At 69.1% G+C, this 14,976-nt stretch carries 16 protein-coding genes; 12 read left to right on the top strand and 4 right to left on the bottom strand.

What is annotated here, in order from left to right; all coding sequences use genetic code 11:
* Nucleotides 1–25 precede the first annotated feature (25 nt).
* Nucleotides 26–1,471, top strand: coding sequence for a purine-cytosine permease family protein (locus tag ASF87_RS02920; protein ID WP_056374018.1), 1,446 nt, complete (start codon nt 26–28; stop codon nt 1,469–1,471).
* Nucleotides 1,468–2,019 (top strand): cysteine hydrolase family protein, encoded by a 552-nt coding sequence (locus ASF87_RS02925; RefSeq protein WP_056374020.1) that lies wholly within the window; start codon nt 1,468–1,470, stop codon nt 2,017–2,019. Before ASF87_RS02920 ends, ASF87_RS02925 begins: the two co-directional genes overlap by 4 nt.
* Here the strand turns inward: ASF87_RS02925 and ASF87_RS02930 are convergent.
* Entirely contained in the window at nt 2,016–2,726 is a 711-nt protein-coding gene (locus tag ASF87_RS02930; RefSeq protein ID WP_056374022.1) for an MBL fold metallo-hydrolase, read from the bottom strand. The genes ASF87_RS02925 and ASF87_RS02930 overlap by 4 nt on opposite strands.
* An 81-nt stretch (nt 2,727–2,807) precedes the next feature.
* Between ASF87_RS02930 and ASF87_RS02935 the strand changes: the two genes are divergently transcribed.
* A complete protein-coding gene (locus ASF87_RS02935) occupies nt 2,808–3,335 on the top strand; it encodes a TetR/AcrR family transcriptional regulator (protein WP_056374024.1) in 528 nt (175 codons plus the stop codon).
* A 70-nt stretch (nt 3,336–3,405) separates the two neighbouring features.
* Nucleotides 3,406–4,461, top strand: a complete 1,056-nt coding sequence (locus tag ASF87_RS02940; RefSeq protein WP_056374025.1) for an alpha/beta hydrolase — start codon at nt 3,406–3,408, stop codon at nt 4,459–4,461.
* Between the two features lie 17 nt (nt 4,462–4,478).
* Here the strand turns inward: ASF87_RS02940 and ASF87_RS02945 are convergent, their stop codons facing one another.
* Together ASF87_RS02945 and ASF87_RS02950 are read right to left on the bottom strand one after the other, a co-directional pair.
* Nucleotides 4,479–5,852, bottom strand: a complete 1,374-nt coding sequence (locus ASF87_RS02945) for a pyridoxal phosphate-dependent decarboxylase family protein (RefSeq protein ID WP_056374027.1) — start codon at nt 5,850–5,852, stop codon at nt 4,479–4,481.
* A gap of 9 nt (nt 5,853–5,861) precedes the next feature.
* Entirely contained in the window at nt 5,862–6,518 is a 657-nt protein-coding gene (locus ASF87_RS02950) for a TetR/AcrR family transcriptional regulator (protein ID WP_056374029.1), read from the bottom strand.
* 92 nt (nt 6,519–6,610) lie between these two features.
* On the opposite strand from ASF87_RS02950, the gene ASF87_RS02955 reads away from it, so the two are divergent.
* From ASF87_RS02955 to ASF87_RS02990, 8 genes are read left to right on the top strand one after another with little or no spacing between them, the layout of a single operon-like run.
* Entirely contained in the window at nt 6,611–7,651 is a 1,041-nt protein-coding gene (locus ASF87_RS02955; protein WP_056374031.1) for an agmatine deiminase family protein, read from the top strand.
* On the top strand, nt 7,648–9,363 hold the full coding sequence (locus ASF87_RS02960) for an amidase (protein WP_056374033.1): 1,716 nt from the start codon (nt 7,648–7,650) through the stop codon (nt 9,361–9,363). The genes ASF87_RS02955 and ASF87_RS02960 overlap by 4 nt, the downstream gene beginning before the upstream one ends.
* Before the next feature lie 30 nt (nt 9,364–9,393).
* Nucleotides 9,394–9,594, top strand: a complete 201-nt coding sequence (locus tag ASF87_RS02965; RefSeq protein WP_056374035.1) for a hypothetical protein — start codon at nt 9,394–9,396, stop codon at nt 9,592–9,594.
* A 30-nt stretch (nt 9,595–9,624) separates the two neighbouring features.
* Nucleotides 9,625–9,849: a hypothetical protein gene (locus ASF87_RS02970; protein WP_056374037.1), complete on the top strand. Its 225-nt coding sequence runs from the start codon at nt 9,625–9,627 to the stop codon at nt 9,847–9,849.
* A 54-nt stretch (nt 9,850–9,903) separates the two neighbouring features.
* Nucleotides 9,904–10,758, top strand: a complete 855-nt coding sequence (locus ASF87_RS02975; RefSeq protein WP_042540062.1) for a tryptophan 2,3-dioxygenase — start codon at nt 9,904–9,906, stop codon at nt 10,756–10,758.
* Nucleotides 10,758–11,726: a hypothetical protein gene (locus ASF87_RS02980; protein WP_056374039.1), complete on the top strand. Its 969-nt coding sequence runs from the start codon at nt 10,758–10,760 to the stop codon at nt 11,724–11,726. Before ASF87_RS02975 ends, ASF87_RS02980 begins: the two co-directional genes overlap by 1 nt.
* Before the next feature lies 1 nt (nt 11,727).
* A complete protein-coding gene (locus tag ASF87_RS02985) occupies nt 11,728–12,981 on the top strand; it encodes a kynureninase (protein WP_056374041.1) in 1,254 nt (417 codons plus the stop codon).
* Nucleotides 12,971–13,876 (top strand): PaaX family transcriptional regulator, encoded by a 906-nt coding sequence (locus ASF87_RS02990; protein WP_082508734.1) that lies wholly within the window; start codon nt 12,971–12,973, stop codon nt 13,874–13,876. The genes ASF87_RS02985 and ASF87_RS02990 overlap by 11 nt, the downstream gene beginning before the upstream one ends.
* On the opposite strand, the gene ASF87_RS02995 is transcribed toward ASF87_RS02990, so the two are convergent.
* Nucleotides 13,854–14,852 (bottom strand): LacI family DNA-binding transcriptional regulator, encoded by a 999-nt coding sequence (locus ASF87_RS02995; RefSeq protein WP_042540058.1) that lies wholly within the window; start codon nt 14,850–14,852, stop codon nt 13,854–13,856. The genes ASF87_RS02990 and ASF87_RS02995 overlap by 23 nt on opposite strands.
* Nucleotides 14,853–14,976 lie beyond the last annotated feature (124 nt).

Consider the following 14,976-nt stretch of genomic DNA (forward strand, 5'->3'; position numbering starts at 1 on the left):
CCCTGCACAGTGCCAGGATGATGGCATGACGGACATCAAGCCTGCTCTCATCGAGCGCGCGGGCATCGAGATCATCCCCGAATCCGAACGCACGGCGAAGCCTCGCGACCTGTTCTGGCCGTGGTTCGCGGCCAACGTGTCGGTGTTCGGCATGTCGTACGGATCGTTCGTGCTGGGCTTCGGAATCTCGTTCTGGCAGGCGACGATCGTGTCGATCATCGGCATCGTGGTGTCGTTCCTGCTGTGCGGGCTGATCGCCATCGCGGGCAAGCGCGGATCGGCACCCACGATGGTGCTCTCGCGGGCGGCGTTCGGCGTGCAGGGCCAGAAGGTGCCCGGCATCGTCTCGTGGCTGACCTCGATCGGCTGGGAGACCTTCCTCGCGATCATGGCCGTGCTCGCCACAGCCACCGTCATCACGCAGCTCGGCGGCGACGGCGACAGCATCGCGCTGAAGATCACCGCCACCGTGATCGTCGCCGCTCTGATCGTCGTGGCCTCCGTGCTCGGCTATCACACGATCATGAAGCTGCAGTCGGTGCTCACCTGGGTCACCGGCGCGGTGACGATCCTCTACATCGTCCTCGCCGCGCCCAGCATCGACCTCGCCGCCGTCATGGCCCGCCCTGATGGTGGCCTCGGCCAGGTCATCGGCGCACTCGTGATGGTCATGACCGGCTTCGGGCTCGGCTGGATCAACATCGCCGCCGACTGGTCGCGCTATCAGAAGCGCACGGCATCCGATGGGGCGATCGTCGCCTGGAACACGATCGGCGGCTCGGTCGCGCCCGTGATCCTCGTCGTCTTCGGTCTGCTGCTCGCGGGATCCGACGACGACCTCAGCGCCGCGATCGCCTCCGACCCGATCGGCGCTCTCGCCACGCTTCTGCCCCTCTGGGTGCTCGTGCCTTTCCTGCTCACCGCCGTGCTCGCGCTCGTCTCGGGCGCCGTGCTGGGCATCTACTCCTCGGGCCTCACGCTGCTGAGCCTCGGCATCCGCATCCCGCGCCCGTCCGCCGCGGCGATCGACGGCGTGATCCTCACCCTCGGCACGATCTACGTGGTGTTCTTCGCCACCGACTTCCTCGGCCCGTTCCAGAGCTTCCTCATCACGCTCGGCGTGCCGCTGGCATCCTGGGCCGGCATCCTGATCGCCGACATCCTCCGACGCAAGAACGACTACGACGACGAGGCCCTGTTCGACAGCCGCGGACGCTACGGTGCCTGGGACGGGATCTCGATCGGCACCATGGTCGTCGCCAGCGTCATCGGCTGGGGCTTCGTGCTCAACGGCTTCGCGGATGCGGCCCCATGGAACAACTGGCAGGGCTATCTGCTCGGGCTGGTCGGCGGAGTCGACGGCGACTGGGCTTACGCGAACCTCGGGGTGTTCTTCGCACTGGTGCTGTCGTTCGTCTTCACCTGGTTCGCGCGCGCCGGACGGATCCGCGCGCAGGAGGCAGCTGCGTGAGCAGGGAGTCCTGGCTCGTCGTGATCGATCCGCAGGCGATCTTCGCCTCACCCGACTCGGCCTGGGGGTCACCGTTCTTCGGTGACGTGATGCCCCGCATCCGTGAGCTCGCCGGCGCCTTCGGCGACCGCGTGATCGTGACGCGCTGGATGCCGACCGCCGACCGCTCGACCTCGTGGGGCGCGTACTTCGCCGCCTGGCCGTTCGCAGACCAGCCCTCCGACGATCCGCTGTTCGACCTGGTTCCCGACGCGATCGGCCTGTCGCCGCACCCGACCCTCGATCTGCCGACGTTCGGCAAGTGGGGCTCCGCGATCGAAGAGATCGTCGGCCGGGGCGCGCACGTCGTGCTGGCGGGAGTGTCGACAGACTGCTGCGTGATCTCGACCGCCCTCGCCGCAGCGGATGCCGGGGCGCACGTCACGATCGCCGCAGACGCCTGCGCCGGCTCGACGGCCGAGAACCACGCCGCTGCGGTCCGGATCATGGGACTGTACCCGCCGCAGATCACGGTCAGCGACACGGAGATGGTGCTGACGGAGCGCTAGCCCGCAGTGCGCACGGCCGCCGCGATGTCGGCGGGTGACCCCCGCCACGGTGCTCCGTGTCCGGGAAGCACCCAGGATGCCGATACGGCGGCCAGCCGGTCGAGAGATGCGTCGGCCTCATCCGGCTCGTCCGTGAACGGCGCGGGTTGCGGACCCACGCGCCCCGTCAGAACGTGGCGTGTGGTCAGCGCATCGCCGACGAAAACCGCGTCCGCTTCGGGGATGTGCACGGCGATGCTGCCGGGCGAGTGACCAGGCATGCCGATGACGACCGGGGATCCGGGGAGGTCGAGCACCTGGCCGTCGGCGACGGTCACGACCTCGGACACGTGCCGTGTGCGCAGCGCGTTCTTGCGCACGCCGTAGGCGAAGAACCCGAGCGTCGGACCGATGCGCGCGGGCCCCATCGGGGTCTTCGGCTTCTCACCCGTGCGCACCCGATGCGCATCGGCGCTGTGGATGAAGACGGGCACGCCCGCCTCACTGCGCAATCGCTCGGCGAAGCCGATGTGGTCTCCGTCGCCGTGGGTGAGCACCAGACCGCGGATGTCGGAGAGCGGGCGACCGAGCTCGGCCAGCTTTCGCTGCAGGTCGTTCCAGTGACCGGGCAGCCCCGCGTCGACGAGAGTGATCCCCTCGGGCAGGTCGACCAGATAGGAGGCGACGACGTCGTTTCCGAGTCGATGCAGGTGCGGTGCGAGCTTCATGGTCGTCCCGTTCGAGGTGGTCTATGATGGCTACATTACGTAGCTATCATAGCTATTGTCAATAGCCATGAAGGAGCCCCGATGCCGACCCCCGAAAGAACCTCGCTGGCGGCCATCGTCGACGCCGGCCGCGACATCCTCGAGACCGCCGGCCCCGCCGGACTCACCATGCAGGCCGTCGCCGAGCGCGTCGGAGTGCGGGCACCTTCTCTCTACAAACGGATCCGGGATCGCGACGCCCTGCTGACGGCGGTCGCCGAGGCCTCAGCCGATGTGCTGACGAGCCGACTCGAGACCGCGGGCGACGAGCTCCCCCTCCTCGCCGCCGCCTACCGCTCCTTCGCACACGAGCACCCCGAGGCGTTCCGTCTGCTGTTCACGGCGTCCGCACCCGAAGACGCCCTCCACCGGACCTCCGCTCCGGTGCTGCGCTCCTGCGCCGACCTCGTCGGACCGGAGCATGCTCTCGACGCCGCCCGCCTCTTCACCGCCTGGGCGACAGGGTTCCTGCAGATGGAGCTTGCCGGCATGTTCCGTCTCGGCGGCGACGTCGACGAGGCGTTCGACTATGCGATGGATCGCATCATCGCCGGGCTCACGGCCGCCTGACCGCACGCGCGCCCGAGCGGATGCCTGCCTACCGGAATGCTGCCAAGATGATGCGCGGAGAGGGGTTTCCATGACCACGAGCGCGCACGAAGACGAGTCCGACCGCCCGAAGAGGGCTCGACGCCCGTGGCACCGCACGAAGGTGGCGGTGGGGCTGGTCCTCCTCGTCACCGCGGTGGTGGCGATCATCGGCGCGCTCACCCCCTGGCCTTCGGCCATGCTCATCCGCTCGGTGTTCACGAAGGGCGGCGACGAGACCGCCGCCGAGATGGAGAAGCACGTCCCCGACACGGCGCTCACCGAGCAGCTCGACGTCGCCTATGCCGACGGCGGCGCCGACACCACGATGGACGTCTTCACACCGGCATCCGCCACCGGGCCGCTGCCGACGGTCGTCTGGATCCACGGCGGCGCCTGGATCTCGGGGTCGAAGGAGAACGTCGACCCCTACATGCGCATCCTCGCGGCCGAGGGCTACACCGCCATCGCGGTGAACTACACGATCGGGCCCGAAGGCGAGTATCCGCTCGCGGTGCACCAGCTCAACGACGCGCTCGCCTACATCGACGCGCACGCCGATGAGCTGAACGTCGATCCGAACCAGATCGTGCTCGCCGGCGACTCCGCCGGCGGCCAGCTGGCCAGTCAGATGGCGACGCTCATGACGAGCCCCGACTATGCCGAGATCATGGGCATCACGCCGGCGCTGAAGGCCGAGCAGGTCGTGGCGACCGTGCTCAACTGCGGGGTGTACGACCTCGCGGCACTCGCATCGCTCGACGGCGTCGTCGGCTGGGGCCTCAAGACGTCGATGTGGGCGTACGCGGGAACCAAGACCTGGGCGGAGGGCGCGACGGGCTCGACGATGTCGACGATCGACTGGGTCACCGAGGACTTCCCGACGACATACATCTCGGGTGGGAACGGCGATGGGCTCACCTGGCTGCAGTCGATCCCGATGGCCAAGCGTCTCGACGAGCTGGGGGTCGACGTCACGACCCTGTTCTGGCCGGCGGCGCACGAGCCGGCCCTGCCGCACGAGTATCAGTTCCACCTCGACATGCCAGACGCGCAGACGGCGCTGCAGCAGACGATCGACTTCCTCGACGCCCACACCAGTCGCTGAGGGGGTCTGCGGCCGGTCTACTTCATCGTGTCGAGGATGCCGACGAGGTCGTCGAACGTCGTGAGCGGGTTGAGGATCGCGAAGCGGGTGTTCGGTCGCCCGCCGTGCGAGCTCGGCACCACGAACGCTCGCTGCGTGTCGAGCAGCTCGTCGGACCAGCGGTCGTAGTCGGTGCGCTCCCAGCCCTCGCGTTCGAACACGACGACAGAGAGCTGCGGGTCGCGCACGAGCCTCAGCTCTGGGCGGGCCGCGATCTCTGCGGCGATCCGCTGGGTCAGGGCGAGCGTCGCGCTCACCGCCTCGCGGTAGGCGGCCACGCCGTAGGTCGCGAGCGAGAACCACAGCGGCAGCCCCCGAGGGCGCCGAGTGAGCTGGATCGAGTAGTCCGACGGGCTGAAGTCACCGGCGTCCGTGAGGGTGTCGAGGTACTCGGCGTGCTGCGTGTGCGCTCGGCGCCCCGTGTCGGGGTCGCGGTAGAGCAGCGCGCAGCAGTCGAACGGGGCGAACAGCCACTTGTGCGGATCGACGATCACCGAGTCGGCGCGTTCCACTCCCGCGAAGATGCCACGGGCCTCGGGCGCCAGCATCGCGGTGAGCCCGTAGGCGCCGTCGATGTGCAGCCAGAAGTCGAACTCGTCTTTCAGCGCGGCGATGCCGGCGATGTCGTCGACGATGCCGAAGTTGGTCGAGCCGCCGGTGGCGACCACCGCGCAGATCTCATCGCCGTGCTCGGCGAGCGCCTCACGCACGGCATCCGCTCTGAGCATCCCGTCGTCGCCCGCAGGCACGAGCAGCACGTCGGCATCCATGACCTTGGCCGCCGACTTGTTCGAGGAATGAGCCTCGACGCTGCAGACGATCTTCCAGCGACGAGGGAGCTCTTCGCCCGCCTCGAGCAGCTTCGCCTTCGCCGCCTCGCGTGCGGCGACGAGCGCCGACAGGTTTCCGATCGTGCCACCCTGCACGAACACCCCGCCGGCGGTGTCGGGGAGGCCGAACTCGGCCGCCAGGAACGAGAGGACCTCATTCTCGGCGTGCACGGCTCCTGCGCCCTCGAGCCAGCTGCCTCCATAGAGGCCGGATGCCGAGACCACGAGGTCGAAGGCGATCGATGCGATCGTCGGGGCGGTCGGGATGAACGACAGATACGACGGGTGGCTCGTCGTCAGGCAGGCCGGGGCGAGGATGTGCTCGAACACGCTGAGCGCGCGCTGCGAACCGAGACCGGCGTCGGTGATCGTCGTCCCGACCAGACGATCGAGCTCGGCCGGCGACTGGGGCTTGTCGAGCGGCACATCGGCCGCCAGCATCCGGCGGCGCGAGTAGTCGAGCACCGCGTCGACGATGGCCGTCGATTCGGCCGAGGCCGCGTGCATGCGTTCTGCTCCCATGAGCTGTCCTTACCTGAGGGGTTCTGCGGGCTGTGCGGGCTCGACGATCGGAACGTCGAGTACTGCGGAGAGGGTTCGGCGAGCGAGATCGGCTCGATCGCGCGGCGCCCAGTGCACGAGCGAGTGGGCGCTCATGCCGTCGACCATGGCGAGCAGCATCCACGCCGACGAGTCCGGGTCGACCTGCAGCGGGCCTTCTCTCAGCATCGGGTCTTCGGCGACCGCGCGGGCGATGAGGTCTTCGAGGGCGCTGTGCCAGAGGTCCATCTCGGTGCGCACCCTGGCGCCGAGCGCCTCGTTGCGGGCGCCGAGCGCCCATGACTGCACCCACACCATCGCGACGTCGTCTCGCGAGTCGTCGAGCAGCGTCTCGATGAGCCGCAGCAGGTTCGTGCGCAGGTCGACGCTCGGGTCGTACGAGGCGATGACCTCGTCTCGCTCGGCCGCGACGATCGTGGTGAAGACCTCGGCGACGAACGACTCCATCACGGGCCGGTAGTGCGCGACGAGAGCCGGCGTGACGCCGACCCTGGCCGCGACCGCACGCACTGTGAGCGCCTCGAGCCCGCTCTCCCCTGCCAGCGAGACGGCGGCGTCGACGATGGAGCGTTCGCGCTCTTCCGGCGGCAGCCGACGGGGCGCGGCGGCTCTTGACGTGGTCTTCATCACGGGCTACCGTATCACTCGTTGATCACGTGTTCAATAGGGATCACGGCCCCTCATTCCCGAGGTCGCGATCAGCAGCGAGGGAGACAATCATGGCCTGGCACATGCCCGCCGAGACCGCACCGCACGATCGCACCTGGATGGCGTTCCCCGCCGAGGGGCCGACGCTGGGCGAGACGGCGTCCGAGCGCGACGAGGGCTATGACACCTGGACGGCCGTCGCCCACGCGGTCGCCGAGTTCGAGCCGGTCACGATGATCGTCGACCCCGCCGAGGTCTCCCGCGCTCGGCGGATGCTCAGCAGCAGCATCGACATCGTCGAGGCGCCCGTCGACGAGTTCTGGATGCGCGACTCCGGCCCCACCTTCGTGATCGATGACGAGCGTCCCGGAGTGCTCGGCGCGGTCGACTGGATCTTCAACGGCTGGGGCGCCCCCGCGTGGGCGCAGTGGCAGAAGGCGGCGCAGCACGCCCGCATCATCGCCGGAGCGGTCGGCGCCGAGCTCGTGAGCTCGACCCTGGTGAACGAAGGCGGCGGGATCCACGTCGACGGCGAGGGCACAGTGCTGCTCACCGACACCGTGCAGCTCGACCCGCGCCGCAACCCCTACGCCGACAAGGCACGCGTCGAGGCCGAGATGGCGCGCACGCTCGGGGCGACGAAGGCCGTGTGGCTGCCTCGGGGCCTCACCCGCGACTACGACGACTTCGGCACGAACGGGCACGTCGACATCGTCGCGACGATCGTCTCCCCCGGCCGACTGCTGCTGCACGAGCAGCAGAACCCCGAGCACCCGGACCACGCGGTGACGCGCCAGCTGCGCGCGCATCTCGAGCAGCAGACCGATGCCGCTGGTCGCCGTTTCGAGATCGTCGACCTGCCAGCGCCGGCGACCCTGCGCGACGACGAGGGCTTCGTCGACTGGAGCTACGTCAATCACCTGGTCACGAACGATGGCGTGGTCGCCTGCGGGTTCGGCGACGAGCAGGCCGATGCCGCGGCACGGGCGATCCTCGCCGACGTCTATCCCGGGCGCCGGGTCGTCACGGTCGATGCGCGCCCGCTGTTCGACCGCGGCGGCGGCATCCACTGCATCACCCAGCAGCAGCCGAGCGTCGGGGTTCCCGCATGATCGACGTGGTCGAGGCCTCCGTCGCAGAGCTGCGGCGAGCGCTCGAGACCGGCGCGGTCACCGCCGTCGAGCTCGTCGACGCCTACCTCGCGCGCATCGACGCCTACGACGGCTCGGAGACCGAGACGGCTCTGAACGCCGTCGTCGTCCGCAACCCGGACGCCCGCTCAGAGGCGGCGGCATCGGATGCGCGACGGGCACGCGGCGAGACGCTCGGGCCGCTCGACGGCATCCCGTACACCGCGAAGGACAGCTACCTGGTGCGCGGGCTGACCGCCGCCGCCGGCAGCCCCGCCTTCGCCGAGCTCGTCGCGCAGCGCGATGCGTTCACGATCGAACGCCTGCGGGCGGGCGGTGCGGTCTGCCTCGGGCTGACGAACATGCCCCCGATGGCGAACGGCGGCATGCAGCGGGGGGTCTACGGCCGGGCCGAGAGTCCGTACAACGCCGATTTCCTCACCGCGCCCTTCGCCTCGGGGTCTTCCAACGGATCGGGCACCGCGACGGCCGCGAGTTTCGGAGCGTTCGGCCTGGGCGAGGAGACCTGGTCGAGCGGCCGCGGTCCCGCGACCAACAACGCCCTGTGCGCCTACACGCCCTCGCGCGGCGTGATCTCGACCCGCGGCAACTGGCCGCTCGTGCCGACCATGGACGTCGTCGTGCCGCATGCGCGCACCATGGCCGACCTGCTCGAGGTGCTCGACGTGATCGTCGCCGACGATGCCGAGACGCGCGGTGACTTCTGGCGCGCCCAGCCGTGGGTGACGCTGCCGCTCTCTTCAGAGGTGCGCCCGGAGTCGTACGACGCCCTGGCCGCCGAGGCGGCGACAGCCCTGCGCGGCATCCGCATCGGCATCCCCCGCATGTACATCAACGCGGACCCGGATGCCGGCACCGCCGCTGAACCGGGCATCGGTGGCCCCACAGGGCAGCGGATCGAGACGCGCGCCTCGGTGATCGAGCGCTGGGAGTCCGCACGACGCGACCTCGAGTCCGCCGGCGCGACCGTGGTCGAGGTCGACTTCCCCGTGGTGTCGAACTACGAGGGCGACCGACCGGGTGCACCCACCATCGCGACGCGCGGTCTCGTGTCGCCCGACTATCTGCGACGGGAGATCGTCGACCTGTCTGCGTGGGGGTGGGAGGACTTCCTGCAGGCGAACGGCGACCCCCGATTGCACACACTCGCCACCGTCGACGGAGCGACGATCTTCCCGCACCCGGAGGGCGCACTTCCCGACCGCTACACGGGCTTCGACGACGACATCGCTGAATATCCCGAGTGGGTGCGCGCCAACCCGGGCATCGGATTGCAGGACATGCCCGAGCTCGCCGACGGCCTGCGCGGCCTGGAGGAGACGCGTCGCCTCGACCTCGAGGAATGGATGGACGAGCACGAGCTCGACGCGGTCGTGTTCCCGGCCGTCGCCGATGTGGGCCCCGCCGACATGGACGTGAATGAGGCCTCCGCCGACCTCGGATGGCGCAACGGCACCTGGATCGCCAACGGCAACCTGACCGTGCGCCACCTCGGCATCCCGACTGTGACGGTGCCGATGGGACTCATGTCCGACATCGGCATGCCCATCGGACTCACGTTCGTCGGCCGGGCGTACGACGACACGGCGCTGCTGCGTCTCGCCGCCGCGTTCGAGGCGATCGGCGCACCGGGCGAACGCCGCACCCCGCCGCCGAGGACGCCGGCGCTCTGAGAAACCGGCACCCGGGGTTACGCTGAGCGCATGGACAACGGGGTGTTCCTGCTCTTCCTTCTCCTGCCCTTCGGTCTAGGGCTCTTCCTCGCTGCGGTCGCACTGCTGCACGGCGCCTCTGCGGGGGTCAACGCCCTGCTCCTCGGAGTGAAGAACCGCATCGTGACCGGCCACCGTCGCCGCAGGCAGCGTTCCTACATCAGAAGGCATCAGCGCGACTTCTCCCTGTGACGCTGTCAGCTCCAGGTCTACGCTGAGCGCATGGACAACGGGGCGATCCCATTCGCGCTCTTCGTGCTGCCGTTCTGGGTGGGGCTCATCGCCGTCGGCATCGTCCTCGTTCTCCTGATCCCGATCGGAATCAATGTCGCGATCCGGATCATCATCGACGGAGTCCTCGCCGGTCTGCGCGGCCGGCGAGAGCGGCGAGAGCGGCGAGAGCGCGCCTACGTCGAGAAGCACCAGCGCGACATTTCACTATTGTGACGCTCGCCACGATTGTTATATGTTTGGCCTGTCCGTCACGACAGGAAGCGACCCATGAGCACCGAGAACAACGAGCGTGAGCTCGAGGCCGGCATCGTCACCGATCTGTCCGGCCGCATGACCTACGGGTCGTACCTGTCGCTCGACCAGCTGCTCACCGCTCAGAATCCGGTCAGCGTCCCCGAGCACCACGATGAGCTGCTGTTCATCATCCAGCACCAGACCACCGAGCTCTGGCTGAAGCAACTGCTGCATGAGCTGTCATCCGCCCGCGAACTGCTCGCGAGCGATGACCTGCGCGAGGCACTGAAGCGGGTGGCCCGGGTCAAGCGCATCCAAGACGTGATGACGCAGCAGTGGGCGATCCTCGCGACCCTCACCCCCACGGAGTACGCGCAGTTCCGCGGAGCGCTCGGCAACTCCTCGGGCTTCCAGTCGGTGCAGTACCGCGCGGTCGAGTTCGCCCTCGGCAACAAGAACGAGAAGATGCTCAGCGTCTTCGCCGACCACCCCGCCAACCTCGCGCTGCTCACGGCCGAGTGGCACAAGCCCACGCTCTACGACGAGTTCCTGCGCTACGCCTCGCGGCGCGGCCTGCCGATCCCGGCCGAGATCCTCGAGCGCGACGTGCGCCTCCCCTACCGCGAGACCCCCGAACTGGTGCCCGCGATCCGCGAGATCTATCAGAACCATCAACAGCACTGGGACCTCTACGAGGCTTGCGAAGACCTCGTAGACCTCGAAGACAACTTCCAGTTCTGGCGCTTCCGCCACCTGAAGACCGTCGCCCGCACGATCGGAATGAAGGTCGGCACCGGCGGCTCGAGCGGTGTCGGCTTCCTGCAGCGCGCTCTCGACCTGACGTTCTTCCCCGAGCTCTACACCGTGCGCACCGAGATCGGCGGCTGATGAACGCTGCGACTTTCTTCGATGGCGAGGAATGGCGCGACGGCACCATCGAGATGATCGACGGACGGATGCTGCTGCGCGCCGGGTCACCGGCATCCGATCTGCGTCTGTCCGACCTGCCGAGGCTCGACGGCGTGATCGTCGGCGGCTTCACCGACCACCACGTGCACCTCCAGCTCGTCGATCACGCACTGCTGCATGACTCGACTCTCGGACGCGTGATCGACCTCGGCGGGAACCCTGCGGCGGTCGCCGCGCTGACCGAAGGCGCGGCGCGTTTCGTCTCGGTCGCGTTCGCGGGTGCGTTCCTCACGCCCGTCGGCGGTTACCCGAGCGACCGCGACTGGGCCCCAGCGGGGTCCTTCCGCGAGATCGCAGACACCGCAGCAGCCACCGCGGCCGTCGCGGAGATGGCGGATGCCGGAGCATCCTGCATCAAGGTCGCGAACAACAGCACTGCCGGGCCCGTCTTCAGCGACTTCCTGTTCCGCGCGATCGTCGAGGCCGCCGCCTCACGTGGCCTCCCCGTCGTCGCCCATGCCGAAGGCGAAGGAGGAGCGCAGCGAGCAGCCCGTCTCGGCGCCGCGCGCCTCGCACACGCCCCGTTCACCGAGCGACTCGACGATGCGGAGGTCACCGCCCAGGCAGCATCCATTTCGTGGATCTCGACGCTCGCTGTCCACGAGGGCGACACGCACGCCACTGCGGTCGACAATGTCCGCCGCTTCCATGCCGCCGGCGGCATCGTGCTCTACGGCACCGACATGGGCAACGGCCCGATGCCCGTCGGTCTGAACCCCGCCGAGCTCGCCGCCCTCCGCGACGCGGGTCTCGACGGCATCGACCTGCTGCGCGCCCTCGCACCGCAGAACCCTCTCGACCCTGCTGCACTTCTCCTGAGGCTCCCCGGCACCGATGCCGACCCGACACTCGCCCGCCCGCTGACCAGCGCCGATCTGAAGGCTTGACATGACCGACACCCGCGATGCCGCGACCATCGAAGGCTCGCTCCACGACCTCGCCGGCGCCCTCGACGCCGCCGACCCGCTGCACGCCCACCTCGAGGCGTTCGCCGACGCTCCGGGCGTCGGCGCCTACCTCGACGGCAACTCGCTCGGGCGGCCACTGAAAGACACACCCGAGAAGCTCGCGGCGTTCGTGCGCGACGACTGGGGCACCCGGCTGATCCGCTCGTGGGACGAGCAGTGGATGGCGCTGCCGATGGAGCTCGGCGATCGCATCGGCAGCCTCACGCTCGGCGCCGCCGCGGGCCAGACCGTCGTGGCCGACTCCACGAGCGTGCTGATCTACAAGCTGATGCGCGCCAGCGCGACCGCCGACCCGTCGCGCACCGAGCTCGTGATCGAGGCGGGCAACTTCCCCACCGACCGGTTCATGGCAGAGGGTGTCGCGGCTGAGACCGGCATGACCGTGCACTGGATCGAGCCCGACCCGGTGCTCGGCGTGCAGATCGCCGATGTCGTCGCCGCCATCTCCGAGCGCACGGCGCTCGTCTCTCTCAGCCACGTCGACTACCGCTCCGGCGCCCTCGCCGACATGCCAGGCATCACGACCGCGGTGCACGAGGTCGGAGCCCTCATGATGTGGGACCTCTGCCACTCGGCCGGCGTGATACCGATGCAGCTCGACGCCTGGGGCGTCGACATGGCGGTCGGATGCACGTACAAGTACCTCAACGGCGGCCCCGGCTCCCCCGCGTTCGCCTACCTGCGACGCGAGCACCAGGGCGTCCTTCGTCAGCCGATCCAGGGCTGGTGGAGCGCCGCCGACATCTTCGCGATGGGACCGGAGTACGTCCCGGCCGGCGACATCCGGCAGCTGCTCAGCGGCACTCCCCCGATCACCTCCATGCTCGCGATGCAGGGCATGCTCGACCTCATCGAGCAGGCGTCGATCGAGGCGATCCGCGAGAAGTCGCTCTCACTCACCGACTTCGCCGTCCGTGCCTATGACGAGGCGCTCGCGCCGCTCGGCGTGCGGCTGCTCAGCACGCGCGACGCCGCACTCCGAGGAAGCCACGTGACGATCGGCCACCCTGATTTCCGCGCCGTGACGCAGCGCCTGTGGGCCGACGGCATCATCCCCGACTTCCGCTTCCCCGACGGCATCCGCCTGGGGCTCTCGCCGCTCAGCACCTCATATGCCGAGACGCTCACCGGTGTCCTCGCTGTGCGCGACGCCCTGGAGTCGCATGACCGCTGAGCCCACCGAGCAGATCGCCGCGGGACCCGTGCTCGACGACATCGATGCACGCCCGGGCAGCACGGCATCGCTGCTGCGCACCCTGGTGGGGCTGTATCTGCGACCGCTCGGCGGCTGGATCTCGGCGGCCGATCTGGTCGCGCTCGCCGGCGATCTCGGGATCCCCACGGCGCAGGCGCGCACCGGCGTCACCCGCCTCAAGCAGAAGGGACTGCTGCTCGCCGAGCGCAGACACGCCGTCGGCTATCGGCTCAACCCTGATGCCGCCACGATGCTCGAGCGGGGCGATCGACGCATCTTCGAGATGCGCGAGATGACGGATGCCGACAGCTGGTGCCTCATCTCTTTCTCGATGCCCGAGAGCGCCCGCGCCACGAGGCACCAGCTGCGCCGTCGCCTGCAGTGGATCGGGGCGGGTGTCGTGTCTCCCGCCCTGTGGATCTGCCCGGGGCATCTGCAGGGCGAGGTTCTCGAGGTCGTCGACGATCTCGACGCCAGTGAGTGGGTGACACTGTTCCAGGCCGGCACTCCGACGACCGCGCGCACCCTGCCCGAGGCGGCCGCGGACTGGTGGGACCTCGACGCCCTGCGCGTCGAGCACCTCGAGTTCCAGTCGTCGCTCGAGACGCTTCCGGAGGCGCCGTTCGCCGCCTACGTGCAGCTGATCGACCGCTGGCGCGTGCTGCCCTACGTCGATCCGGGCCTGCCGCCCTCGATGCTGCCGGCCGACTGGCCGGGAAGGCACAGCATCGCCGAGTTCCTGAGGCTGTCGACGGAGCTGTCGGATGCCGCGTGGCAGCGCGTGCGCGAAGTCACGGGAGCGGAAGCCACGGGAGCGGAAACCACCGGAGCGGAAGCCACGAGAGCGCAGGTCACCGGGGCGGGGCGGTCGTAGCCCGCACCACCAGCCGCGTCGGCAGGATCACATGCATCTCGTCGATCTCCTGCCCCGAGAGCAGCGTGAACACCATGTCGGCTGCGACGGCCCCGAGTCTGCGCATCGGCTGCTGGATCGTCGTGAGCGGCAGCGCCCTTCTGGTCGCCTCCGGCACGTCGTCGAACCCGATCACCGACAGATCATCCGGCACCCGCAGCCCCAGCTCGTGAGCGACATCGATGACCGCGATCGCCGACAGGTCGTTCGCCGCGAAGATCGCCGTCGGTCGGGATTCGCCGCTCAGCATGATGCGGGCGGACTCCCTGGTCGCGTCGAGCTCGTAGCGGCCGATGCCCACCAGTGACGGATCGAGCGGGATCCCCGCGTCGGAGAGGGCCCTGCGGTAGCCGGCGTCACGGAGCCCGGCGGATCGGAGATCCGGGCGGCCAGCGACGAATCCGATCCGGCGATGGCCGAGCTCGATCAGGTGTCTGGTCGCCGTGAGAGCGCCGCCGAAGCTGTCGGATTCGACCGTGGGCAGGTCGGCCCGGCCCGTGTGGGGATCGATCGCGACCACCGGGATCTCGGTGCCGGCGCTCACGACCGTGGGGGTGACCATGATCGCCGCATCGATCAGCGTGCCCGAGAGCCTGCTCAGCGATCGCCGCTCCCAGCCGTCGCCTGCGCCGAGGTGCGACCCGCTGTAGGCGAGGAGGTCGAACGCCGTGTCGTGCACGGCCGAGCCGACGCCCTTGAGGATCTCGGCACTGAAGGGCTCGAAGTCCGCCAGGAGAACGCCGATCACCCCCGTGCGCCGTGCCCTCATGCTGCTCGCGACGAGACTCGACTCGTACCCGAGCTGCTTCACCGCGTCGAGGACGCGCTGCACCGTGGCATCTGCGATCCCGTATCGCCCGTTCACCGCCTTCGAGACGGTCGACACCGACACCCCCGCCGCTTTCGCGACATCGTGGATCGTCGTTCGGCCCCCCATGAGACGCCAGCGTAGTCCGGCACAGCGATATATGGAAACTGTTTTCGAAAACGTTTGACGGACGAGTGCTCCGATTGGAGACTCATGCCACTGCGGTCTCGACTGAGCGTCCGCAGGCGCCCCG

The sequence above is a fragment of the Microbacterium sp. Leaf161 genome (genome assembly GCF_001423645.1).
Lineage (GTDB): Bacteria > Actinomycetota > Actinomycetes > Actinomycetales > Microbacteriaceae > Microbacterium > Microbacterium forte.